This window comes from Kitasatospora sp. NPDC001132, assembly GCF_053598415.1.
This window is the reverse complement of sequence record NZ_JBSFKF010000001.1, coordinates 144,852-170,313: the sequence shown is the minus strand read 5'-3', so window position 1 is coordinate 170,313 and position 25,462 is coordinate 144,852. Positions and strand designations below refer to the sequence as shown.

8 protein-coding genes are annotated in these 25,462 nt (G+C 74.3%); 3 read left to right on the top strand and 5 right to left on the bottom strand.

All coding sequences use genetic code 11. The features are described 5' to 3' along the window. The first annotated feature begins 2 nt into the window (after window positions 1–2). The 3 genes from ACWDBE_RS00675 (at window position 3) to ACWDBE_RS00665 (ending at window position 9,079) form a co-directional block, all read left to right on the top strand. On the top strand, window positions 3–4,163 hold the full coding sequence (locus ACWDBE_RS00675) for an AAA family ATPase (RefSeq protein WP_449806683.1): 4,161 nt from the start codon (window positions 3–5) through the stop codon (window positions 4,161–4,163). Between the two features lie 279 nt (window positions 4,164–4,442). After that, window positions 4,443–8,135, top strand: a complete 3,693-nt coding sequence (locus ACWDBE_RS00670) for a DUF7617 domain-containing protein (RefSeq protein WP_449806682.1) — start codon at window positions 4,443–4,445, stop codon at window positions 8,133–8,135. Window positions 8,136–8,308: 173 nt separating this feature from the next. After that, window positions 8,309–9,079: a SpcZ gene (locus tag ACWDBE_RS00665; RefSeq protein WP_449806681.1), complete on the top strand. Its 771-nt coding sequence runs from the start codon at window positions 8,309–8,311 to the stop codon at window positions 9,077–9,079. A 42-nt stretch (window positions 9,080–9,121) separates the two neighbouring features. Here the strand turns inward: ACWDBE_RS00665 and ACWDBE_RS00660 are convergent, their stop codons facing one another. The 5 genes from ACWDBE_RS00660 to ACWDBE_RS00640 form a co-directional block, all read right to left on the bottom strand. Further along, entirely contained in the window at window positions 9,122–9,994 is an 873-nt protein-coding gene (locus ACWDBE_RS00660) for a TauD/TfdA dioxygenase family protein (RefSeq protein ID WP_449806680.1), read from the bottom strand. A 32-nt stretch (window positions 9,995–10,026) separates the two neighbouring features. Next, window positions 10,027–10,719 carry a hypothetical protein gene (locus ACWDBE_RS00655; RefSeq protein ID WP_449806679.1) on the bottom strand — a complete coding sequence of 231 codons (693 nt, stop codon included), beginning with the start codon at window positions 10,717–10,719 and terminating at the stop codon, window positions 10,027–10,029. Continuing rightward, on the bottom strand, window positions 10,682–11,746 hold the full coding sequence (locus ACWDBE_RS00650; protein WP_449806678.1) for a GSCFA domain-containing protein: 1,065 nt from the start codon (window positions 11,744–11,746) through the stop codon (window positions 10,682–10,684). The genes ACWDBE_RS00655 and ACWDBE_RS00650 overlap by 38 nt, the downstream gene beginning before the upstream one ends. Window positions 11,747–11,838: 92 nt before the next feature. Next, window positions 11,839–21,228: an amino acid adenylation domain-containing protein gene (locus ACWDBE_RS00645; protein WP_449806677.1), complete on the bottom strand. Its 9,390-nt coding sequence runs from the start codon at window positions 21,226–21,228 to the stop codon at window positions 11,839–11,841. Next, a complete protein-coding gene (locus ACWDBE_RS00640) occupies window positions 21,228–25,169 on the bottom strand; it encodes a non-ribosomal peptide synthetase (protein ID WP_449806980.1) in 3,942 nt (1,313 codons plus the stop codon). Before ACWDBE_RS00640 ends, ACWDBE_RS00645 begins: the two co-directional genes overlap by 1 nt. Window positions 25,170–25,462 lie beyond the last annotated feature (293 nt).

Genomic DNA, 25,462 nt, shown 5'->3' with positions numbered 1-25,462 from the left:
CGGTGACCGAGACCATCACCCTGCCGCCCCGCGCCGGCTACCGCGAACGGACCGCCCTGCTCGGCGCGTTCACCGCCGAGAGCCTGGAGACGGCCACGGTGGAGACAGCCGCCGTGGAGACGGACGCCGCCGAGAGGGGCGCGGACGAAGTCGACGCGTCCCTGCGGGACTTCCTCACCCGGGACTGCGAACGGGTCACCACCCGGGAGGGCCGCCGCTGGCGGCTCACCCCCGAGGTGCGCACCCTCACCATCGAGGCCCTGGGCGGCCCGGAACGCCTGCGGGCCGCCCTCACCGCCGCGCCCCGCACGGATCGCGACGCCGCGCGCGACTGGGTCGAGCGGTTCCTCGCCGAACGGAACCCCCCGCTGGAGCAACAGGGCTTCGACGAGCTCTACGCCGCCCTCACCGTGGTCGGCTGGTTCCGTGACACCCCCGGCACCCGGACCGCGCTCGCCGCCCGGGGACTGACCCTGCCGTCCACCGACGAGCTGCAGCAGAACCTCAAGCGCGCCCGGCTGCTGCAACCGCTGCGGGCGCTCGCCGACGAGACCTTCACGGGCCGGCGGGACGAACTGAGCGCACTCGGCCGGTACGTGGACGGCCAGGACGGCTACTCCCCCTGGCTCCTGGTCCACGGGCCGGGCGGGGTCGGCAAGTCCACCCTGCTGTCGCGCTTCCTGCTGGACCGCGCCACATGGGGCTCCGTCGCCCACCTCTACCTGACCTTCGAGCGTCCCGAGCTGGCGCCGGATCGCCCGCTGACCGTCCTCATCGAGGCCGTCCGCCAGGTCGCCCTGCTGGCACCGGGGTTGGCCCCCAGGGCCGAGGCCCTGGGGCACTCCCTCCGCCGAGCCGTCGCCGCCGACCTCGGTGCGGAGCAGGACCGCAGCTCCTCGTCCAAACACCGGAGCTCACAGGCCCGGGACACCGACCTGCTGCTCGGCAGGGTCGGCGCCTTCCTGACCGCCTTCGGGTCCGAGTTCGGCGGCCAGGCGCCGCTGCTCGTCCTGGACACCTTCGAGCGGGTGCAGCGCCGCGGCGGACACGCCCAGGAGCGCCTGCTGCACGCCCTGGACAGCCTGCGCTGGATCTGCCCGAAGCTGCGCGTCATCGCCGCCGGCCGCGCGCCGGTCGACGATCCCCGCTTCCGTCACCTTCCGCTCGACGGCTTCGACCCGGCGACGGCCCGCCGCTTCCTGCGCCGGCACGTCACCGAACTCACCCGGGCCACCGACGAGGAGCTGGACCTGGTCACCGACACGGTCGGCCGGAGCCCGCTCAACCTCAAGCTGGCCGCCGCCCTGCTACGCCACGAGTCCGACGCCCTGCGGGACCCGGCGCTGCACGAGCGGCTCCGGGAGAAGCTGGAGGCCGAGACCGTCCAGGGCGTGCTGTACCGGCGCATCCTCGACCACCTGGAGGACCCGGACCTGCGCCGCATCGCCAGCCCTGGCCTGGTCGTCCGGAAGGTCACGCCGGAGGTCATCCGCGACGTCCTGGCCGATCCCTGCGGCCTCGGCACCGTGGACGAGGACCGCGCATGGGACCTGTTCGACCGGTTCCGGAAGGAAGTCTCCCTCGTCGAGGAGGTACCGGGGCAGTTCGCGGTCGTCCACCGGGCGGACGTCCGCGCCGTCATGCTGCCACTGCTCCGGCACGACCATCCCGAGGTCGTGGAGCTGATCCACCGGCGGGCCGTCGCCCACTACGAGGAGAACGGCGACCGGGTCGAGGAGCTGTACCACCGGCTGGCCCTGGGCGAGCCGACCGCGGTCCTCGACGACCGGTGGGACGAAGAGGCGGGCCGACTGCTGGAACCGGCCTACGACGAGCTGCCACCGCGCTCACAGGCCTACCTCGCCGAGCGGTTGGGGAACATCGCCCCCGCGGAGATCCGGGCGCAGGCCGACGACGAGACCTGGGCCCGACAGGCGCTGCGGACAACGACCCGGCTCCTCGCCGACGCCCAGCCGGACGAGGCGGTGGCGCTTCTCCAGGAACGCCCCCAACGGGTGGCCGAGAATGCCCAACTCGCCCTTCGGCACATCGGCGCCCTGGGCTCCCTGGGGCGCTGGGACGAAGCGGACGCCATGACCGACGACATTCTCGGCGACGGGAGCGACCCGACCCTCACCGTGGCCATGCTCGTCCTGCGTTCCCAGATCGCCGCGAACCGTGGCGACTTCGGCCTGGGTTTCGATCTGCTCAACCGAGCCCTGCTCGCGGCGGAAGCCATCCAGGACACGTTCATCCTGCTCACCATCAATGTGGCCCTCCTGCGCCTGCACAGGACGGGCGGCTCGCTGGACTCACTCGATGCCCGGCAGCTTCGCGCCCGCACCCTCGCCACGGTCAGCGGGCTGGACCTGCGCGACATTGCCTGGAGTCCTGCCCTCGTCCGACAGATCGCCGCCGAACTCGGCGACGACGCACCCGAGTTGGTCGCCCTGGCCGCCCAGCAGTCCGGCGTCGACCTCTCCGACGGAGGTGACGCGGCCCTGCGCGACACCCTCACCCCGGAGGAGTTGCAGGACTTCACCCGGACCACCGGCGTCGACGTCCCGGTCACCACGACCGACGCCGACACCGACACCGACCCGTCGGGCCCCGCACTCACCAGCGTGGACTTCGGCGATGCCGTCCACACCTACCTCGGCCGGGACGGCGAGTACCCCGAAGCCTGGAACACGGCGGTGGTCCAACAGCTCCGGTACGAGGTGGACCAGGAACTGCTGCCCCCCGCCGCCGGCCACCCGGCGGCCCGCGACCTCACCCACGACGCCGTCGTCTTCCTTCCCGGCTTCATGGGCAGTGCGCTCCTCGACACCGAGACCGGCCGGCACATCTGGGGCGATCTGAGACCCACCAACCTCCTGCGGCTGACTCTCGGGGACCTCTCCCCGCTGCAGGTCACCCCCGCCGAGCGCGCGGGCAGGCCCGGGCGCCTGCGCCCCGACGGCCTGTTGCGCGCCCCGACCTGGCTCTCGACGCTCGGCGGCCTGGAGACCTACCAGCCCCTGCTCGACGCCCTGCACGCCACCGTCCCCCACCAGGACGCCGTCCTACCCTTCCCCTACGACTGGCGGCTCTCCGCCGAGGTGAACGCGCGGCTGCTGGCCGAGGCCGCCCACCACCACCTGGCCGCCTGGCGGACGAGCCCGCACCGCCTCCGGGCAGCAGCGCCCGGCGAGAAACCCCGGCTGGTCTTCGTCGCCCACTCCACCGGCGGACTCGTCGCCCGGGCGGCACTGGCGGCCGACTCCCGACTCGCCGCGCTCACCCGCGACCTGGTGACCATCGGCACGCCCTTCCACGGCACCCCCGCTGTCGCCGAGATGCTCAGCGGCCGCCGCCGCTTCCTGCCGCGCTCGCTGCACGGCCTGGCCGCCACCCTGCCGGGGGTGTACGACCTGCTGCCGGACTTCCGCTGCGTCGAGACCGACGGCGGACCGCGTCGACTCCACCTCGACGACGTCCGCCGCCTCGGCGGCGACCCGGACCTCGCCGCCGCCGCACGGGCCGCACGGGCCGCGGAGTCGCGCGCACCATTCCTCCCCCGCACCCGCGCCGTCGTCGGCATCGGCCAGCCGACCGTCCAGGGCCTGCGGCTCACCGAGGACGGCGTCGAGCCACTGCTGACGGCACCGCGCACCCACGCCGACGGCCGCCCTTACCGGAGCGATTCCGGCGAGATCGTCCGCTGGGACCGTGGCGGGGACGGTCTCGTCCCCCGCGACGCCGCCGCGCCCTCCGCCTCGAACGCCGTCCTGTACGTGTCCGGCCGGCACGGCACCCTCCCCTCGGATCCGAACGTCCTGGAGCTCGTCCGGTCCGCGCTCACCGACCGGCGGCCGGCCGCCCATCGGCCCCGCTCGGCCATGGGCGCCCTCCAGCGCCCCGGGCTCGGTCTGTCCCTCCCGGAGACGGCCGTCTCCGGGCAGCCCTGGCCGCTGATGGCGCACGGCGCGCCGCCGGAGGGCACCACCTGCCGCATCGTCGACGAGGCCACCGGGGCGACCGTCGCCACGCCCCGACTCCTCCTCAGCGAGGCGACCCTGGTAGCCGTCGTCACCCTCCCCCGGCCGGGCCTCTACCGAGTCACCGTCACCTCGGGTGCCGAACGGGTCAGTGACCTCCTCCTGGTCACCGGCCTCGTCTGACACCACCACAGGAAGGGCGGCCGGAGCGCACTGCTCCGGCCGCCCTTCCGCCTCCCCGGGGCCGGTCGGCCCGCTGTCCCCCACACCGGAGTGAATGCCTTCTCATTTGGAGGCATTAAAGCTATTTGTCGCACTTTCAGAAGTCATACTACATCCGTGCGGTCACCTTGGGTGGCGGACTGTGCACGGAACGCACCCGCCCTGCGGTTGCCCGCCCGCATCACCACCACTGCCCAGCACACCGTGTGACACCGGGTCGCTCAATCGAAGGGAATCGTCATGAGGCGCTGTCCACCCATCAGCGGAGGCGAGCGAAGACGCCCCGGACCGGTAGCGCTCCGCGACCGCCTCACCCGGGCGGCGCTACCCCTCCTCCTCGCGTTCGCCACCGCGTCCGCCTCCTTCGCCGCGCCCGCCGCGGCACACGCCGCCGACCACCCGGCCGACCGTGCCGCGCGCACCCCCGCCGCCGCCGGCCACGCGGCGCACGCCGCTGACGGCGCCGGCCGTCACAGCGGCCGTCAGCTGCCCGTCACCCTGACGAAGACCGGCACCGACCTCACCACCGGCAGCACCACCGACACCGCCCACGGCGACACCGTCCGCTGGGTGGTCTCCGCCACCAACCCCGACAAGGTCCCGGTCTCCACCACGATCACCGACCCCATCCAGGGCGGGCCGGGCAGCACACCGCAGACCCAGTCCTACGTGCCCGGTTCGCTCCAGGTGCCCCCGGGCTTCGACAAGCAGTGGTCCACGGACGGCGGCGCGACCTTCTCCGGCACCGACCAGGGCGCCGCCACCAACGTCGTCCAGGCGACCAACCCGACCCTCGCGGCACCGGCGACCGGTCAGGTGGTCCAGATCCCGCCGCCGTTCGTCCCGGTCAACACCGCCACCGGCGGCGACGGCTTCACCCCCATCCTCTACACCGCGACGATCAACGGCGTCGCCACCCCCGAGATCTGGAACATCTACCACCACGGGTTCTCCAACCCCGCCAGCGTGGTCTGCACCGACCAGCTCACCAACGGCCCCTGCCCGACACCGAGCGGCGCCCCCGCCACCTGGCCCCAGGCGCTGAACTCCTCGGTGGCCGGAGAGACCACCGGCGACCTCGGCAGCACCCGCACCCCGACCTACGTGCAGATCGGTTCCAAGCTCTACTACGCCGCGATCAGCCGGGTCACCCTCGCCCTGATCGGCGTCGGCTGCATCGACCTCCAGGCCCAGGCCAGCTGCGGCTTCACCGCCCTCCAGAGCGGCAGCGGGCTGGTCATCGGCGGCGTGGTCCAGGCCCCGAACCAGCTGATCTACGCGGTCTCCGGCACCGGTGAGATCCTCTGCTACGACCCCTCCACCAACGCCTCCTGCGGGACCTTCGACATCGGTCTGCCGCCCAACGAGGGCCAGGCGGTCTTCAGCGGCGACTACGCCGGCATCATGCGGGTCATCAACGGCAAGATCTACGTCACCGACAACCAACTGGCCCCGCTGCCCACGGTGATGTCCTGCTTCGACCCGTCGACGAACGCCGCGTGCAGCGGCTGGACCACCCCCAAGACCGTGGTCACCCCGCTCGGCACGGCCCCCGCCCGAGCCGACAACGTCTTCGAGATGTACGACCAGGCCGGCACCGTCACCGGCGTCTGCACCGTGGTCGGCGGTGTCTACCAGGAGGTCACCCCGCCGGTCGGCACCGTCGTCTGCTTCGACCTGGCCGGCAACCCCACCGCCGCACCCCCCGGCCTCGAAGCGCTGCTCAGCACCAACGTCGCCCCCGGCGAGGCCAACTTCCAGGTGCCGCTGACCATCACCGCCCCCAACGGCCACCTGGAGACCGAGTTCCCGCTCTGGATCTACCAGGGCAACACGCCGACCCTCAACAGCTCCGAGCACTGCTACGACTGGACGATCCAGGGCCCCTGCACCCAGTACGGCACCAACGGCGTCGTCAACGGCCCGCCCAACGTCAACGGCGGCGACACCAGGCCGTACGGCTTCGCCTACGACGGCCAGTGCAAGTACAGCCTCGGCGACACCGGCTACCTGTTCTCGATCGACCCGGTCACCGGCGCCTCCCCCTGCCTCAAGACCAAGGCCCGGGGCACCATCAACCCCTCCGCGTACTACTGCGACGGAGCGACCGGACACGTGAGGTCCTACGGAACGGTCAGCCTCATCGGCATCGACCCGACGACCGTCGACTTCGCCCACTCCTCGGTGACCGTACTGGCCGCCGACGGGACCACCATCGGCACCTTCCCCTTCGACCCCGCCACCGGGACAGCGGACATCTCGTCCGTACCGACCAGCGACTCACCGATCCAGATCATCGCCAACCTCACCCTGACCAGCGAGTCGTCCTTCACCCCCGACAACCACCCGCAGATGCAGGTGACCTTCGTCGGCGACCCGCCGCAGATCTGCTTCGAGACCAAGGTCGCGACCGACTGCTCCGTCACCGCCGTCTCCAACCAGGCCTCCGCCGTCACCAACGGCGGCACCCCCGTCACCTCCAACACCGTCACCCTCCAGGTCACCCCCGGGCCGGAGTGCGCGCCGCAGCTGACCATCAACAAGGAGGTCTGCACCTCGGCCAACGCCGCCGACTGCGTGGACGGTGGCCCAGGACCATGGGCGAAGAACGCGACGCTCACACCCGGTGCCACCGCGTACTGGCGGATCACGGTGACCAACACCGGCACCGTCCCGGCCACCGGGATCACATTGACGGACAGCGTCTCGCCGTCGTGTGTCACCGCTGCCGGGACGTTCGGCCTCGCCCCGGGCGCTTCGCACCAGGTCTTCTGTGACCTGACGAACGTCACCGCACACACCGTCAACACCGTGACGGCGTCGTTCCCGGGTCCGGGTGGCACGCCGATCACCACGCCGCCGTCCGAGGCGACCGTGGACGTGACCCCGCCCGCCGTCCCCTCGCTCAGCATCAACAAGGAGGTCTGCACCTCCACCAAGGCCGCCGACTGCATGGCGGGTGGCCCGGGCCCGTGGGCCAAGAGCACCACCGTGCCTTCGGGCAGCACCGCGTACTGGCGGATCACCGTCACCAACACCGGCAACGTCCCCGTCACCGGGATCACGCTCACGGACAGCGTCTCGCCGTCCTGCGTGACCGCTGCGGGAACGTTCGACCTGGCGGTTGGCGCGTCGCGGCAGGTCTTCTGCGACCTGGCGAACGTCACCCAGCGCACGGTGAACACCGTGACGGCGTCGTTCCCCGGCCCCGGCGGCACGCCGATCACCACACCCCCGTCCGAGGCCACCGTCGACGTGACCCGCACCCCGTCGCTGATCGTCGACAAGAAGGTCTGCGAGTCCGACAATGCCGCTGACTGCGGTGCCGGCGGGACCGGGCCGTGGGTCAAGGAGGTGACCCTGCGCAAGGGGAACGGGCCCGCCGACATGTGCGACCCGGACAAGTGCCTCGCCTTCTGGCAGATCACCGTCACCAACAACGGCACCGCGGACCTGACCGGCATCACCCTGAACGATGCCCAGGAGCGGAGTTGCGAGGTGGCGGCCGGGTCGTTCGACCTGGCGGCGGGAGAGAAGAAGACCTTCTACTGCTCCAGCCTGATCAGTGAGGACACCGTCAACACCGTCACCGCCTCCTACGTGCCGCCGAACTCCCCGCCCGGGACCGCGCCGGTGACCACCCCGCCGTCCTCCGCGCTCGCCCGGTGCCTCCCGCCGTGCGAGGAGAAGTGCGACCACCACCACCCCGGCCACGGCCACGGGGACGGCTGGGACCACACCGAAGGCCCGAAGCAGGACAGCACCGGCAGCGGCGGCCACGTGATGGCGTGGAACAACCCCTACCTCCAGCACCAGGGTTGGGCACTACCGGCAGAGTTCGACTCCGAGCTGCCCTACCTCACCACCGGTTTCCTGCTGACCGACTTCGACTGGCTGATGCCCCTCCTGGCCGCTGAGGGAGGAGCGGCCTGATCCCGATCGGGCTGAACCAGCCCTGAGCGGAAGAAGGGTGGTGGCCGGGGAAGGCGTCCTGCCCGGCCACCACCCTTCGTGCGTTCCGGCGCGGACCTCGACGCCGAGGTGACCCGAGTCGTCCGCGTGGGTAGGCGAGGGGTCGGACCGTCCACCACTCAGGAGCAGACCAGATGACCTCAGCCGAGACCGTTCCCGCCGCCCGCTCCTCACTCGGCGCCGACTCACCGGCCTCCGGCGGCGCGGCCCCGACAGGAGGCGGGCCAACCGGGCCGGCCTGGCTGGCGCAGGTGTCGGAGGTGCTGGGCGACGGCATGGACGCGGACGCGGCCCGGGCCTGGGCGCGCCGGATGCAACGGGAGTTGGCGCGGTTGAGCGGCCGGGTGCCGTTCAGAGTGATCCACGACTGGCACTGCTCCACCGTCGGCCCGGTGCTGGCCGAGGCGAGCGAGCGGCACGGCCGGTCCGCCGCGTCCATCGAGGCCGTCCTGGCCTTGCACGCGGGTGCGCTGAGCGGTCGTCGGGTCGACGAGACCACGTGGCGTGCGGCCCTCGAACCGGAGTTGCGGGAGCTCTTCCACCACGCGTACCCGTACGCCGAGGCCCATGCCACGGCCGCTGCCGCCGCCGGATCCTTCGCGCTGGCGAACGGCTACGACGCGGCCGAGGCCACCCGGTACGGCGAGACCTACGCGGAGCTCAACACCACGGCCAACGTGCGGGCCCATGCCGACGCGAACGCGCTGGCCAACTCGGCGGCCCTGGCGGCCGCTTACGCGGCGGCGGACCCGGACGCCTATGCCGAGACCTGCCCGTTCGCCCGGGTCCGCGCGGTGGTGCGGGTGGTGCACTCCAACCGGCGGGACGAGCACGGCGAGCGCGCCACCTGGGTGCGGCTGGCCGACGGCCTCGCCGACTGCCTGGCCCGCGCGGACGCGGCCTGAGCCGGGCCGCTCAAGGGCTGAACGGCCCGGGCCGGAGCCGGTTCAGCCCTTGAGCGGCCCGCCGTTGATGGCGACCCGGCGGCCGTAGCGGGTGTGCGGGTGGTAGTCGTACGTCGCGTGGTGCTGGACGCAGCGGTTGTCCCAGAACACCAGCGTGTTGGGGGTCCAGCGGATGCGGCAGGTCAGCATGGGCCGCTGGGCCGGCAGCGCGCAGAGCAGGTCGAGCAGGGCCCGGCTCTCGTCGGCGGACAGCTGGGGGATGCGCGCGGTGTAGGCCTTGTTGACGTAGAGGATCCTGCGGTCGGTCTCGGGGTGCCGCACCACCAGCGGGTGCTCGTTCTTGGGGATCACGTATCCCGGTGGCGGCGTGTAGCCCTGGAAGGCGACGAGGCCGTCGTGCACGGCGGTCAGGCCGTCGAGCAGTCCGCGCATCGTCGGGGACAGCATCTCGTACGCCAGGTGCATGTTGGCGAACAGGGTGTCGCCGCCGCTGCCCGGTTCCGGCACGCGGGTGATGTGGAGCATCGACCCGAGCGAGGGCTCGGCGTCGGCGGTGCCGTCGGCGTGCCAGCCGTTGCCGGCGACGTTCTCGGCCGCCGCGTCGGTGCTGATCTCCAGGATGTACGGATCGGCGTCGGCCGGGGGCGGGTTGACGGGGCGCAGTTCGCCGAAGTGCGCGGCGAAGCGCTTGTGGTCCTCGTCCGTCAGGTGCTGGTCGCGGAACACCAGCACGTGGTGGTCGAGGAACGCCTGCTTCAGTTCGGCCAGTTGCTCGCCCGGCAGCTCCTGCGAGAGGTCGACGCCGGTGACCTCGGCGCCGATCACCGGGGTGACGGGGTCGACGGTGATGGTCCGGTACTCCTTGGCGGGCCTGGTGGTGACGGCCCTGACGGCGTCCAGTTCGTACTGCTCCATGACCTGCTCCTGTGGTGGGGTGTTCGGTGTTGTCACAGCCCGCGGGCCAGCAGGTCCGCGAGGACCAGCCGGCCGAAGGCCAGGTTGCCGTGGATGGAGTCGTCGGCCTCGCACAGTTCGGGGCGCTGGAGGCCGTCCGGTCCGGTGGTGCGGGCCCGGAGGTCGACGAGTTCGACGCCGAGTTCGTCGAGCGCGCTGCGGACGGTCTCCTGCGCGGCCATGAACACCGCCGGGTCGGACTGCTCCGGCACCCGCTGCGGCGGCAGCACGGCCAGCACCCGCAGGCCGAGGCGGAGTGCGTGGCGGTAGAAGGCCAGTGCGTCGCGGACGGTGGCGCGGACGACGGCGTCGAACAGCGGTCCGGTGAGGAAGCCCGGGGCGAAGCCGCCGTCGCGGCGGTAGAGGTGCCAGTTCTCCCGGGTGGCGACGAAGTGCGAGCTGAGGCCGAAGGTGCACACCAGCGGGACCGTGAGGTGCCCGAGGCCGTCCACGTCCAGGTCCGCCAGGAAACTCCGGTAGTGGGCGTCGGCCTCGGCCTTGCGGAACACCACGTCGTGCTCGCGCGGCTCGAAGAAGTCGTCGGTGAACTCGCGTCCGGCACCGATCGGACCGCCCTGGAAGGGGATCCGGGCGGCCTTCGCGGCCCGTCCGATCGGGCCCGCGTGCGAGTCGCCGAGCAGCAGGAACCTAGCGGGGGCGGTAGTAGTCGAGGACGGCGTCGTCACAGGTGTCCACCCCCTTCGGCTCCGCCGGGGCGCCGGTCCTGACCGGGCGCTGGTCGGCCGCCGGGCGCGCGTCGGCCGCCGGCCGGGACAGCCCGGCCATGAAGTGGCGCATGACGAAGTCGACGCCCTCGGGCGTCACTTCACGCAGGTTCGGCGCGTAGAACCGGCTGCGGAACGGGAGGCCGGTGATGAGTTCGTACGACGGGAAGTAGTCCACGTCGGCGAGTTCCTGGGTCAGTTGCCCGGCCACCGTCCGCAGCAGCGACTTGGAGTAGGTGTTGGCGGTGAGCGCGTGGCCGCCGGTGGCGGTCGCGGTCAGCGGGTGCGGTGAGACGGTCAGCAGGACCCGCAGCCGCGGGTTGGCCTCGCGGGCCAGTGCCACGGCCTCCGTCAGGTCGCGGCGGACCTCCTCGAAGGTGAACTGGTGGAAGACGTGACGGTCCGGGTCGAAGGTGCCGCGCACGGTGCCGGGGCAGGACGGGAGGACGGTGCCGTCGGCGCGGTCCCGCCACGCCTCGGTCAGCCCCAGGGTGAAGACCAGGCAGCCTGCTTCGGTGACGGCCTCGCGGATGGCGGCGAGGGTCCGTGCCCGGGCGGCCAGCACCTCCTCGGCGGAGGCGTGGCCGCCGGGTTCGACGGACGGGCGGCAGGGGTCGTGGTAGCGGCCGTCCTCCAGCCACGCCTCGGTGGGCGGGGTGGTGCGGCCGAAGGCCCAGGAGAGCCACTGGCGCAGCATGGCGGCGGTGTAGACGTTCCCGGTGCGGAACGAGAACACCCCGTAGTGGCGCGCCCTGCGTTCCTCCTCGGTCAGCCCGGGCGGGGCCGGTTCCGCGTCGTACCAGTTCATGCCCCGCTCCAGCAGGGCCCGGCCGATGTGCGCGGCGAAGCACGACCCGGCGGTGAGGACCGGTTCGTCCTGCCCGATCTCGAACGCGGGCGTCCACAGGTCGTCGATGGCGAGCGGGTCGGGCTCGGCCACGGCGGAGCGCCAGAACGAGCGCGCGGGGAGGGACTGGTAGGGGTTCACGAGGGACGGTCTCCGATGGTCGGGCGGGGCGTCGGTGCGGGACGGGAGCGGCTGGTGCGGCCCGGATCGCCGGGGCGGGGAGCGGGCCGGGATCACCTCCGGGGGTGGTCGCCGCTCTCCCCGGGCGGGTCCTCCGAGGCCGCGTCGATCGCCGCCGCCACCGCGTGCACATGGGGCGGGCGGACGATGCCGTAGTGCGTCGTGTCGAGCCGGTGCCAGGTGCTGGGTTCCGGGAGGTGCGGGCGCCACAGCTCCCGCTGCCGCTCCGGTGCCCCGGGCGAGGGCAGCCCCGGCACCGGTCGCCCGGCCAGCCACAGCCGGCTGGGCGTGGCGCTCAGCAGCGGCATCCGGTACTCGGCCATGCTCCGCAGGTTGGCCCGGCAGCACCGGACCAGGCGTTCGGCGTAGCCGTGGGCCTCGGGACCGGCCGGCCCGGACCCGCCCTGGCCGAGTTCGTGTTCGAACACGGCCTGGAGCTGGGCGTCGTCGTAGCCCTGGAAGAGCGCGCCGGAACCGGGCGGCGGCGGGTCGATCAGGTGGACGCCGTGGACCGGCCTGCCGATCGCCTCCGCCTCCGCGGCCATGCCCATCACCGCCCAGGCGCCGAAGGACCAGCCGGCCAGGTGCAGCCGCCGGGTGCCGTCCGCGAAGCGGGACCGCAGGGCGGCGGCGTAGCGGCGGGCCCGCTCGGCCAGCGTCCAGTCCGCGGCCCCGGGCCGTTCCAGCGCGGGATCGGCGATCAGGCAGACGGTCAGCCGGGGGCCCAGTGCCGACACCAGGGACCGGTAGGCCTGGATGTCGCCGCCGACCGGGTGCACCAGGCACAGCACGTCGTCTCCGGTGCCGTGCTGCCAGACCACCGGGACCACGTCCTCGGTGGCGACGGCCCCGGTGGGTGCCGCCTCGGACAAGCGGGTGAGGATCTCGGTGAGGGAGACCCGGTGGCTGAACCGCGTGACGTCGAGCTCGACGTCGAGGTGACGTTTCACCACGCCGATCAGGTCGAGCAGGGTCAGCGAGTCGGCGCCCAGGTCGTAGAGCGGGGCGTCGGGATCGATGTGGTCGACGTCCAGCCAGTCGCACAGCCAGTCGCGGAGCAGGACGGCCGCGCTCGCGCCCGACGCGTCGGGCGCGTCGGCGTCTTCGGCGGGCACCGGTGACGTGTCGGCAGGCACGAGGGCCCGGGCGCCGGGCGCCGCGTAGAACGCGCGGGACTGGTGGAGGTCGGTGGTGGAGACCAGCACCTGCGGCAGCTGCAGTCCGACGGCCCGCGCGAACACCCGCCGGCCCTCGGCCACCGTCAGGCCGACCGAGAGGTGCGCCCGGTGGCGCGCGTCCACCCGGGGCACACGCAGCGCCATACCGGTCTCGCTCCACACGTCCCAGTTCACGCCGAGCCGGACGGTGGACTCGGCGTCGCCGGACCGGTACTGGGCGAAGCCGTCGAGCAGGCTGTTGGCGGCCGCGTAGTCGAACTGGCCGACGCCGCCGAGCTCCGCGGACATCGAGGAGCAGTACACCGCCGTCGACGGCCGGTAGCGCTCGATCAGCTGCTCGACCAGCAGGGCGCCCTGCAGCTTGGCGGCGGAGCCGCGGCGCATCGCCCCGGCGTCGCGCCGGGTGATCATGCCGCCGCTCGCCACCCCGACGGCGTGGATCACGCCGTCGAGCCGCTCGGTGTGACGGCCGATCCGGGCCAGGACCTCCTCGGGCGTGGACTCGGCGAGGTCGGCTTCGACCAGTTCGACCCGACCGGCCCAGGGCGTCAGCTCCTCCGGCAACCGGGGGCGCCTGGCCAGCAGCAGGACCCGGGCGGCGTCGTTCTCCAGCAGCCAGGCGGCGATGCCGCGGCCGATCCCCCCGGTGCCGCCCAGGACCAGGTGCACGCCCCGGTCGGGCAGTCCGGCGGGGCCCGGGCCGGCCGTGGACACCGGCAGCATGACCTGCTCCCACCAGTGGCCCCGGCGCAGCGCCAGCCGGCGCGGGAGTCCGGCCGCGCCCTCCGTGGTCGCGGCCTCGGCGAGCAGCGCCGCCAGGGGTGCGGCCCAGTGGGCGGGGTCGGCTCCGGGGAGGTCGACCCAGTGGCCCGCCGGGGCTCCCTCCTGGGGTGCCACCTCGGCGGCGCCGGCCAGCAGGCCCGCTTCCGGCCGACCCACCGGGCCGTCCACCGGCCTCGCCCGGTAGGACAGCCACCACGGCCTGAGCCGGAGTGGCCCGGCGGACTCGGCGGACTCGGCGGCGGCCCGCAGCAGCGCGGCCGGCGTGTCCAGGCAGGCCCAGCCGGCCCGGGCCAGGCTGTCCCGGCCGACCGGCCCGCCGATCCCGAGCGGGAGCGCGTGCAGCCAGTCGACGCCGCCGTCGCCCGCTCCGGTGGCCGCCAGGGCGTCGAGGAGCCGGCCGAGCGAGGCGGGGTCGGCCGGGTCGACCTCGTAGGAGTCGTCGCCTCGCCGGGCGAACGCCTCGGCGGCGCGGACCCGCACCACCCGGGCGTGGGTGGCCTCGAAGGCGCGGACCGCGTCCGGGGGCGCCGGTCCGTCGGTGAGCAGCACCAGCAGCCGGGAGGTGGGCGCGCCGATCGCCGTGCCCGCGCGGCGCAGCCGGGCCCAGTGCGGCTGGTGCAGCCAGGCGTCCTCCGGCAGGCGCTGCGGGACGTCTACGGGGGCCGGAACCACCGAGCGGGCCGGGTGCGGGGCCGGGGTCGCGGTGGCGCGGGGGAAGTCGAACTCCGCCAGCGCGAAGGCGGGCGGCGGGAAGTCCCACGGTGCCTGGGCGGGGCCGGCCGGCCAGTCGATCCGCGCGCCGGCCAGCCAGGCCGCGGCCGTCTCCTCGGCGGTGAGTCCTTCGCCCGGGACGGGTGCCCCGGTACGGGCCTCCTGCACTCCCGTGTCCGTGATCGGCCCCGCGCTGCGCAGCCAGGCGACGGCGGAGGCGGCGTCGGGGCAGACCGCGGCCAGCCGTCGGCGGCGGGCGGGACGGCCCGCCTGGAGGTGGCGCAGCACCTGCGGATAGGCGGCGGGCCGGGCCTCCAGGTAGTCGGCGATCCGGGCGGCGTCGGCGCGCAGTCCCGCCTCGCTGCTGCTGGAGAGCAGCAGGCAGGGAGCCGCGGCGGTGTCCGGCGCCGCTGCGCCCGCCGTCCCCGGGGCCGGCCGGTCGGCCTCCAGCACGGCGTGGGCGTTGGTGCCGCCGATCCCGAAGCTGCTCACCGCCGCGATGCGGTCCCGGTCGGCGGGCCAGGGCCGGGCCTCGGTGGGGATGTAGAACGGCGTGGGGTCGGCGCCGAGCTGCGGGTTGAGGGCGTGGAAGCCGACGTTGGGCGGGATCACGCCGTGGTGGGCGGCGAGCGCGGCCCGTACCAGTCCGACCACTCCGGCCGCCGCGCCCAGGTGTCCGATCTGGCTCTTGACCGAGGTCAGCGCGCAGTGGCCGGAGCGGTCCAGGTCGAAGGCCTGGCGCAGGGCTCCGACCTCGACCGGGTCGCCGAGCCGGGTGGCGGTGCCGTGGGCCTCCACGTAGCCGAGGTCGGCGCCGCTGCGGCCGCTGCGGCGCAGGGCGGCGCGGATCACCTCGCGTTGCCCGGCGAGCGAGGGGGCGCTGTAACTCAGCTTGTCGGAGCCGTCGTTGTTCAGCGCCGAGCCGGTGATCAGGGCGTAGACGGTGTCGCCGTCGCGGCGGGCCAGGCGGAGCGGCTTGAGCACCACCACGCCGACGCCGCTGGCGCCGATGGTGCCGCTCGCGTCGTCGCTGAAGGGCCGGCAGCGGCCGTCCACGGAGAAGATGTGCTGCGGCTGGTAGCGGTATCCGTCGGTCAGGGTGGGGTCGACCAGGACTCCGCCGGCCAGCATCACCTCGGCGTCGCCCTGGCGCAGCATCCCGGCGGCGACGTGGACGGCCACCAGGGAACTGGCGCAGGCCGCCTGGGCGGTGAAGGCGGGGCCGGTCAGCCCCAGGTGGTAGGCCGCCTTGGTGGCGAGGAAGTCCTTGTCGTGGTGCAGGGCCAACTGGAAGCCGTCGGGCAGGCGTTCGGGGTCGGCCTCGCGGAGCATGGACTGGAAGTAGGTGTTCTCGCCGGCGCCGGCGACCAGGCCGACGCGCAGGCCCGACGGGTCGGCGATCCCGGCGTGTGCCAGTGCCTCGACACAGGTCATCAGCAGGTGCCGTTGCTGGGGGTCCATCAGCCGGGCCTCCGGCCGGCTGATGCCGAAGTGCTCCGGGTCGAAGTCCAGTGGGCCGTCCAACTGGCTGCGCGCCCCGACCAGGCCGTCGGCGGCGTCGAAGAGTTCGATGCCGGTGCCGCCCGTGGTGACCATCCGCCAGAACGCGGAGAGGTCGGGCGCGCCCGGGAGCCGGACCGCCATGCCGACGACCGCGATCGGCTCGTCCACGGCGGGCGGGGCGGCCTCGGCGGGCGGGGCGGTCACAGCGGGCGGGGCGGTGGCGGCGGGCGGGGCGGTGGCGGCGGCCGTCGCGGGCCGGTCCAGGAAGGCGGCCAGCGCCCGTACGGTGACGTGTTCGAAGAGGTCGGCGACGGTGCAGCGCAGGCCCGCTTCGGCGGTGCAGTGGAGGTGGAAGCGCATCAGGGCCAGGCTGGAGGCTCCGGCGTCGAAGAAGGTCTGTCCCGGGGCGATCGTCAGACCGGTGACCGCCTCGAACGCCTCGGTCAGCAGGGCTTCGCGTGCCGTCAGGCCGGCCGCGCGGGCCGTCGGCCGGCGCAGTTCCCGCCCGGCGGAGCGCAGCGCGCCCCGGCGGTCCAGCTTGCCGCTGGGGGTCCTGGGCAGCTCCTCCACGACCCGGAAGCGGGCGATCCGGACGTGTCCCGGCAGCAGCGGCGCCAGGTGGGCGGTGAGGTCCTCGGCGGTGGGCGCCTCGCCGCGGCACTGCAGGCAGGCCACCAGCTCGCCGCCGTCGGGGGCCACCACGGCGTTGACGACGTCCGGGTGCCGCAGCAGGGCCGCCTCGACCTGTCCCGGTTCGAGCCGGTGTCCGCTGAGCTTGATCTGGTCGTCGTCGCGGCCGAGGAAGTGCAGCCGGCCCTGCCGGTCGAACCGTGCCCGGTCGCCGCTGCGGTAGCGGAGGCCGAGGCCGGGCAGCTCGACGAAGCGCGTGTCGTTGAGCTGAGGGTCCCCGAGGTAGCAGCGCGCCACCATGGTGCCGCCGATCAGCAGGGCGCCGGCCCGGCCGGGGGGAACGGGCTCGTCGGCCTCGTCGACCACCGTGAGCACCGCGCCGGCCACCGGCCGGCCGATGGCGGGGCGCTCTGGCCACCGGAACGGGTCGCCGTCCAGGCACAGGCCACTCACCACGTGGGTCTCGGTCGGACCGTAGTGGTTGAACAGCCGTGCGCCGGGCAGGCCGGCGAACCAGCGGCGGATCGCGTCGGTGCACACCAGTTGCTCGCCGGCGGTGACCACCTCCCGCAGCCGGGAGGGGTAGCGGCCCAGGTGGACGGCGTGCTCGGCGAGGAGCTGGAGGGCGACGTAGGGCATGAAGACGCGCTCGATCCCGGCCGTCTCCAGCTGTTCCAGCAGTGCGGGGGCGTCCTGGCGCCAGCCGGGCCGCACCAGGTGCAGGCAGCCGCCGCCGCACAGCGTCCCGAAGACCTCCTGGAAGGACACGTCGAAGGAGAGCATGGAGAACTGCTGGGTGGCCGCCGGGGCCGCCAGTCCTCCCGACTCGGCCTGCCACTGCAGCAGGTTGGCCAGGGTGCGGTCGGACACCTGCACGCCCTTGGGGACACCGGTGGAGCCCGAGGTGAACAGGGTGTAGAGCGGCCGGGCTCCGCGGTGCGCCGGGGCGGTGGCGGGTGCGGGTGCCGTGGTGAGGGGTGACAGCACCACCGGGTGGCGTGCGACGCGGCCCGGGTCGACGGCGTCGAACTCCGGGTCACCGCCCGGTGGGAGCAGCACGCACAGCGGCTCCGCCTGGTCCAGCACCTGTCGGCGCAGGGCGGGCGGGTAGGACGGGTCCAGCGGCACGATGGTCACATTGAGCCGGGCCAGTGCCAGCAGCGCCACCACGTGCTCGACCGACGGCCGCAGGTGCAGCGCGACGCGGCACGGGCGGTCGTCCTCCTCCGGCAGCGGGTGGGCGGCCCGCAGTTCGGCGGCGAGCGCCGCCGCGTGGGCGTCGAGTTCGGCGTAACTCAGCGACCGGCCTCCGGAATTCAGGGCCGGTGCGGCGGGTGTACGCGCGACCTGCCGGGCGAAGCCCTCGGCCACCGTCGTCCAGGCGAGCGCCGGCGAGGCGCCGCGGCCGGATTCCGGCAGTCCGCGGCGGTAGGGTGCCGCGAGCTGGGCCGGGGTCGCCGTCCCACCGTCGGCGAGCAGGTCCAGGCCGCGCCGGAACAGGCCCGCCACGGCCGCCACCTCGGCGGCGTCGAAGCGGTCGTCGGCGTACTCCCACAGGCAGTCGAGCCCGCCCTCGTGCTCGACCACGGACAGCGTCATCGGGCACTTGGCCTCGGCCGGGGCCCACCACAGCGGGCGGGAGGCGCAGCCGGGCAGGGCCAGCGCGGCGAAGTCGGTGTTCTCCAGGACGAAGAGGTAGTCGAAGGGGGTGTCGCCGCCGGCCGGCTCCCGGTCGGCCAGGACATCGGCCAGCGCCACGTCCTGGCGGTCCAGCACCCGGCGGGCGTCGGCGCCCAGGCGCAGCAGCTGGCCGCGCAGGTCCTCGCGGGGCGCGACGGCCTGCGGCAGCAGCACGGTGTTGGCGAACATGCCGACGCTGGCCTCGAACTCCTGGACCGGCCGGTTGGCCACCGGGGCGGCGATCCGCGGCCGGGCCGCGCCGGTCACCCCGTACAGGCTCCAGGCGAAGACGCCGAGCAGCAACTCGAAGCGGGTCATGCCCAGTTCGGCGCAGAGCCGGTCCACGGCGGCGCGCCGTACGACGTCCAGCGAGGTGTGCAGCAGGCGGGCCGCGGAGGCGGGCCGGGGGTCGGCCGGGTCCCGCGGGTCGTGGTCGAGCGCCTCCTGGTCGGGCGAGTCGTCCGTCCGGGCGTAGTGGGCCCGCAGTTCGGCACGCTGGGCCTGGTAGGCGGGGTCGGCGAACCAGTCGGCCTGCCAGGCGGCGTAGTCGAGCGGGGTGGGCGCCGGGGCGCCGTCCGTGGGGCGCGCGGCCTCGGCGGCGCCGTCGTGCGCGTGCCGGTAGCCGGTCGACAGGTCGGCCAGCAGGACGTTGAGCGACCAGCCGTCGACGGCGATGTGGTGCAGGTGGAGCAGCAGCACTCCGCCGCCGTCCCGGGGCAGCCAGCGGGCGCGCAGCATCCGGGGGCGCGCCAGGTCGAACGACGCGGCGAAGAAACGATTCGCCTCGGCGCGGGCACCGTCCTCCGCGCGGACACCGTCCTCGCCGCGCGCGCCGTCCTCGCCGCCGACCCCGACCTCCTCCGGGGAGCAGTCGGGTTCGGGTTGGGTCCACGGGTCGTACGGCTCCCCGACCAGCTGGCGCAGGCCCTCGGGCGCGGCCCGGAAGGCGGTGCGCAGGGCCGCGTGCCTCCGCACCAGCTCCCGCAGCGAGGCCCGCAGGGCGTCGGCGTCGACCGCGCCGTCCAGCCGGAAGGCCAGCTCCACCGCGTACGCCCGGGAGCGCGGCGCCCGCTGCTGCAGCAGCCACAGGCGCTGCTGCTCGCTGGTGGCGGGCGCCGAGCGCGCCCGGGTGGGTGCGGGCGGCACCGGGTAGGGCGAGCCGGCGGCCGGCCCGGCCTGCGCCACGGCCCGGGCGATCCCGGCCACGTCCCCGGTCAGGACGCGGACCTGGGGCAGTTCGCAGCCCCAGCGCCGGCGCACCTCGAAGCGCAGCCGCAGCGCCTTGAGCGAGTCCCCGCCGGAGGCGATCCAGCGGTCGTCCAGCCGCAGGTCCGGCACCCCGAGCACCTCGGCCGCCAGGGCCAGCACCTCGCGCTGCCGGTCGGTGGTGGCCTCGGCGCCCGCGCGGTCGCTCTCCGGGCGGCGCCAGGGCCGGTCCTCGCGGCGCAGCAGGGCGGCCTGGTCGACCTTGCCGTTGGCGGTCAGCGGGAGCGCGTCCACCAGGTGGATGTGATGCGGCCTCATGTAGCCGGGCAGCCCGGCCGCCAGATGGCGGTCGAACTCCTCGAACGGGACGTCCTCGCCGAGGACGACGTACGCCAGCAGCTCGTTCGGGCCGTGCTCCCCGGCCCTGCGGGTGCAGACGTACGCCTGCCGCACCGCCGGGTGCCCGAGGATCTGCCGCTCCAGCTCGCCGGGCTCGATCCGGAAGCCGCGGACCTTCACCTGGCGGTCGGCGCGCCCGACGTACTCGATCAGGCCGTCGGCATCGGCGCGCACCAGGTCCCCGGTGCGGTAGTGCGTCGTACGGCCGTCGTCGTACCAGGGCAGCCGGACGAAGCGGCGCTCCGTCTCCTCGGGCAGGTTGCGGTAGCCGGCCGCCAGACCGGCACCGGACAGGAGGAGTTCGGCCACCTCGCCGGGCGCCGCGGCCCGGTCGCCGTCCGGGACGACCAGCACGGCCCCGGTCTGCGGCAGCTCCCGCCCGATCGGGACCACGTCCCCGTCGAAGTCGCGCGGGACGGGGTGGCACAGCGCGAAGGTGGTGCCCTCGGTGGGGCCGTAGACGTTGTGCAGCCGGGTGGGGGCCGTCGCGTTGTGCCGGTACCAGCGGCGGATCAGCCGGGCGTTCAGCTGCTCGCCGCCGACCAGCAGCTGTCCGACCCCGGCGAAGCAGGACGGCTCCGTGTCCACCACCGCGTTGAACAGGGCCACCGTGACGAAGGCCGTGCCGATGCGCTCGCGCAGCAGGGAGGCCGCCAGCCGGTGCGGCGTCTGAACGGCTTCGTCACCGAGGACGACGCAGCAGCCGCCGGTCAGCAGCGGCACCCAGACCTCGAAGCTGAGGGCGTCGAACGCCGGATTGGACAGGCAGGAGTAGCGGGCCCCCTCCTCGATGCGGATGTACCCCGGGGCGGCCAGCCGCAGGATCCCGGCGTCCCGCACCTCCACGCCCTTGGGGCGGCCCGTGGTGCCCGAGGTGTAGAAGAGGAAGGACACCGGTGCCCCGGTGGAGACCGTGTCGTCGTCGGCCGGTCCGGCGGCGAGCAGCGCCGCCGCCTCCAGCGCGAGCAGCCCGCCCGGCAGGTCGTCGGGTGGCGTCCCGCCGTGGACCACTGCCACGCTGCCCGAGTCGGTCAGGATGTGGCGCCGGCGGTCCGCCGGGCTCTGCGCGTCCAGCGGGACGACCTGGGCGCCGAGCCGCAGGACGCCCAGCATGACGCAGACCAGCTGCCAGGAGCGCGGCAGGGAGACCGCCACCGCCTGGCCGGGGCGGACGCCGGCCCGGCGCAACCCGTGGGCCGCCGCCGCGGCGGCGGCGTCCAGGCCCGTGTAGTCCAGCCGCACGTCGCCGTCGACCAGCGCGTCCGCACGGGGGGTGCGCAGGGCCTGCTCGTGCACGGCCCGGGCCAGGCCGGTGGCCGGGGGCGTGGCGGGTGCGGCGCTCTCGGCGCGCATCAGGCCTCCACGGCGGGCTCGGCGGACGGCTGTCCATGCGGCGGGGGCACCGGGAACCGGTCCAGTTCGGCGGCGATCAGCTCGGCTATCCGGGGCACCGCCGCGCTCTCCAGCAGGTCCCAGTGGCCGCCGGCGACCGGCTCGACCAGCAGGCCGCCGCCGGCCCGCCGCTGCCAGAACGCGCGTACATCCAGCGCCTGTTGCAGCTGGTCCTGTTCCTCGGGCCCGTCCCCGGCGGCCTCGACCAGCACCAGGCGGGCCGGTGAGGGCGGCGCCTGGTAGTCGCGGGCGGTCATCCGGTTGTGGTTGTAGATCCGGAAGTACCGCTCGATCTGCTCGTCCTCGATCCCCGGGTACATCCCGTTGAACCGGACGAGCTTGTCGCGGAACTCCGCCATCGGCACCGGCTCGATCGAGGCGAGCCGCTCCGCGTCCTCGGTGCCGTGGGTGTCGAGCAGCACCACGCTGAACCGGGTGTGCCCGGCCAGGGCCAGCCGGCGCCCCATCTCGTGGGCGACCAGGCCGCCGTAGGAGAGCCCGCACAGCACCAGCGTCTCGTCCGGCCGGGGGTCGACCAGGGCCAGGTACCGTTCCGCCATGGCCTCGACGGTGGGCAGCGGCGTCTCCCCGGGGTTGATCCCGGGCGACTGCACCCCGAGGACGCCGACCCGCTCGGGCAGTGCCGTGGCCAGCGGCAGGTAGCAGAAGGCGGTGCCGCCGGCCGGATGGACGCAGACCACCCGCTGCCGGCCGTCCCCCGCGCGGAACCCGACCAGGCTGCCGTCCGGTGCGCCCGCCGCGGTGTCCGACGCCCCCGCCCGGATCCGTTCGGCCAGGGCCTCGATGGTCGGGTTCCGCACGATCTCGCGGATCGGCAGGGTATCGCCGAACTCCTCGCGGACGGCCAGGGCCACCTTGATGGCGGAGATCGAGGTGCCGCCCAGCTCGAAGAAGTCGTCGGATATCCCGATGCCGGGATGGAGCAGCACCCGCCGCCAGATGGTGTGCAGCACCATCTCCACGTGGTCCCGCGGGCTCGCCGTGTTGACCTGGGTACGGGTCGCCGAGCGGGCGGCGTCCAGCAGCGCCGCGCGGTCCAGCTTGCCGCTGCGGTTGAGCGGCAGCCGCGGCAGTTCGACGAACAGCGCGGGGATCATGTAGTCCGGCAGCCGCCGCGCCAGGGCGGCACGCCACTCGTGCGGTCGGCGCGGCCGCCCGTCGTACCGGCCCTCGCCCAGGCTCTCTTCCCGGCCCTCGCCCAGGACCACGCCCGCCACCAGACGCGGCTCGCCCGTGGCGTCGCGGTCGGCCAGCACCGCCGCCTCCCGCACACCGGGCAGGGCCAGCAGCGCGGCCTCGACCTCCCCCGGCTCGATCCGGAAGCCGCGTAGCTTGACCTGGTCGTCGGCGCGGCCGAGGTACTGGGCGTTGCCGTCCGGGAGCCAGCGGGCCAGGTCCCCGGTGCGGTAGAGGCGTTCACCGGGCACGAAGGGGTCGTCGAGGAACCGCTCGGCGGTCAGGTCCGGGCGGTGCAGGTATCCCCGGGCGAGGCTCGCCCCGCCGAGGTGGACCTCGCCGGTCACCCCGGTCGGCACCGGCCGCAGCCGGCGGTCGAGCAGGTAGAGGCGGGTGTTGTCCAGGGGGCGGCCGATCGGGCAGGGCCGGTCCAGCGGCTGCGGGTCGGAGTAGGCGGTGCTGTAGAGGGTGGCCTCGGTGGGTCCGTAGCCGTAGCAGACGCGCAGGCCCGGCAGCGCCTGCCGGAGGCGGTGCAGCGCCCGCTCCGGCAGGGGCTCGACTCCGGTGAGCAGCTGACGGAGCGCCAGCCCGGCCAGGCGGGCCCCGGGGTCCTCGTCGATCCACGTGACGTAGGACGGTGGCAGGAAAGCCTGCACGACGCGGTGCTCGCGCATCCAGGCCAGCAGTTCCTCCGGTTCGCCGCGCAGCTCGTCAGGGACCAGGTGGAGCACGGCGCCGGTGGTGAGCGGCAGCAGCAACTCGTGCACCGAGGCGTCGAATCCGATGCTCGACCAGGCGGAGGCCGCCTCGCCGGGGGTGGCGCCGAACCGCGCCAGCCAGGTGTCGAGGAGGTTGGTGACGCTGCCCCTGGTCACCGCCACGCCCTTGGGGCGGCCGGTGGAGCCCGAGGTGTAGATGACGTAGGCGAGCTGCGACGGCCCGGCCGTGACCTCCGGCGCGTCGTCGCGGCCCGCCTCGGCCTCGACCGCGCGCAGGGAGTGCCGGCCCTCGGACGGGAGTTCGGCGTCGTCGGCATCGCTGAGCACCAGGGCCGGCGCCGCGTCCTCGACCATCGCGGCCAGCCGCTCGACCGGCTGCCCCGGGTCCAGCGGCAGGTAGGCGGCGCCCGCCTTGAGGATGCCGAGGACGCCCACGACCAGCTCGGTCGAGCGTCCGGAGTGGAGGCCGACCACCTGGTCCGGGCCGACGCCGCGGGCGATCAGCGCGTGCGCCAGCCGGTTGGCGCGCCGGTCCAGCTCGGCGTAGTCGAGCCGCTCCCCCGCGCAGACCAGGGCCGGAGCGGTGGGGCGGGTCCGCACCTGGGCCTGGAAGCGCTCGACCAACCCGGCCGGGGCCTCGTCCCGGTCGTCGGGGTGGGCGCGGTCGGCTCCGCTCCAGTGCGACAGGACCAGGCGGCGTTCCTCCTCGTCCATCAGCTCCAGGTCGTCCACGCCCAGGTCGGGCCGGTCGACCAGCTGGGTCAACACCCGGCGCAGATAGCCCGCGTAGCGCTCGACCGTCCCGTGGTCGAACAGCGCGCAGGCGTAGTCCAGGTACCCGGTCACCCGGCCGTCCTCCTCCTCGGCCAGCGACAGGGCCAGGTCGAACTTGGCCGCGGCGTACGGGATCGGGAACGGCTCGACCTCGATCCCGGGCAGGTCCAGCGCGCCGTTCCGGGAGGGCTGCCAGGCGAGCATGGTCTGGAACAGCGGTGTGTGGGCGGTGCTGCGCGGCGGGTTGACCAGCTCCACCACCTGCTCGAACGGCAGGTCCTGGTGCTGCAGGGCGGCCCGCAGCGCGGCGCGCGTCTGCTTCAGCAGGGCCGATCCGGTCGGCGAGTCCGCCAGATCGACCCGTACGGCGAGGGAGTTGACGAAGAAGCCGACCAGCTCGGAGAAGCCGCCGCGGCGGCGGTTGGCGCTCGGGACGCCGACGACGATGTCGCTCTGGCCCGTCAACCGCGACAGCACCACGGACCAGCTGGCCAGCACGGCCGTGAACAGCGTGGCGCCCTGCTGCCGCGCGAGCTCCTTGAGGGCGGTGCCGAGCTCGCCGTCGACGAGGATCGGCACCCGGCCGCCGCGGTAGTCCTGTTCCGGCGGGCGGGGGCGGTCGGTGGGCAGTTCGAGCAGGGTCGGCGCGCCGGCGAGCGCCGCCCGCCAGTGGGCGGCCTGCACCGCGGGTTCGTCCCCGGCCGCCCATGCGCGCTGCCAGCGGATGTAGTCGGCGTACTGCAGGGACAGCGGCGGCAGCGGGGAGTCCGCGCCGTCACGGAAGGCCGTGTACAGCGTTCCGACCTCGCGCAGGATCACGTTCATGGACCAGCCGTCGAACACCGTGTGGTGCAGTGTCAGCAGCAGCACGTGGTGCTCCTCGGCCAGGGCGATCAGCCGGCCGCGCGCCAGCGGGCCCCGGCCCAGGTCGAACGGCGTCTCGGCCTCCGCCCGCTGGAGGGCGGCGACGCGCGCCCCGGCGTCCGGGAGCCCGGTCAGGTCGTCCGTCACCAGGGCGTAGCCGGAGTCGGGCGGACCGACCAGCTGGTGGACGGCGCCCCCGGTGGCGACCAGCCGGGTGCGCAGCACCTCGTGCCGGGAGACCAGTTCGTCGAACGCCCGGGCGAGCACGGCGCGGTCCAGCGGCCCGCGCAGGGCGAAGGCCAGGGTCTCGTTGTACGCCGTGTCGGCGCCGTCCAGTTGTGCCAGCATCCAGAGCCGCCGCTGCCCCGGCGACAGCTCCGGGAGCGGGCTTCCGGCCGCCGCCGGGTCGCCGCCCTGTCGCGCGGGAGGCGCGTCCACCTGGTCGGTGGTGGTGCCGTGGGGCTGGTGCGTCTGCGACAAAGCCGGACCTTTCCAGGGGAGGGTCACTGCAGGGATCGACGGCGCAGTGGGGGCGGCGGTGCGTGGCGGCAGCGGGTCGATGACCCGGCGGTACGGAGGGATCGCCTCGATCGGTGCCCGGTCAGACCGCTTCGACCGCGCACCGGGCTCTGGGATGACGG

Coding starts and splice junctions, on each gene's coding strand:
- ACWDBE_RS00670 (WP_449806682.1), top strand. CDS start 4,443: ATGAGGCGCTGTCCACCCATCAGCGGAGGCGAGCGAAGACGCCCCGGA.
- ACWDBE_RS00665 (WP_449806681.1), top strand. CDS start 8,309: ATGACCTCAGCCGAGACCGTTCCCGCCGCCCGCTCCTCACTCGGCGCC.
- ACWDBE_RS00660 (WP_449806680.1), bottom strand. CDS start 9,994: ATGGAGCAGTACGAACTGGACGCCGTCAGGGCCGTCACCACCAGGCCC.
- ACWDBE_RS00645 (WP_449806677.1), bottom strand. CDS start 21,228: ATGCGCGCCGAGAGCGCCGCACCCGCCACGCCCCCGGCCACCGGCCTG.
- ACWDBE_RS00640 (WP_449806980.1), bottom strand. CDS start 25,169: ATGCTGGCACAACTGGACGGCGCCGACACGGCGTACAACGAGACCCTG.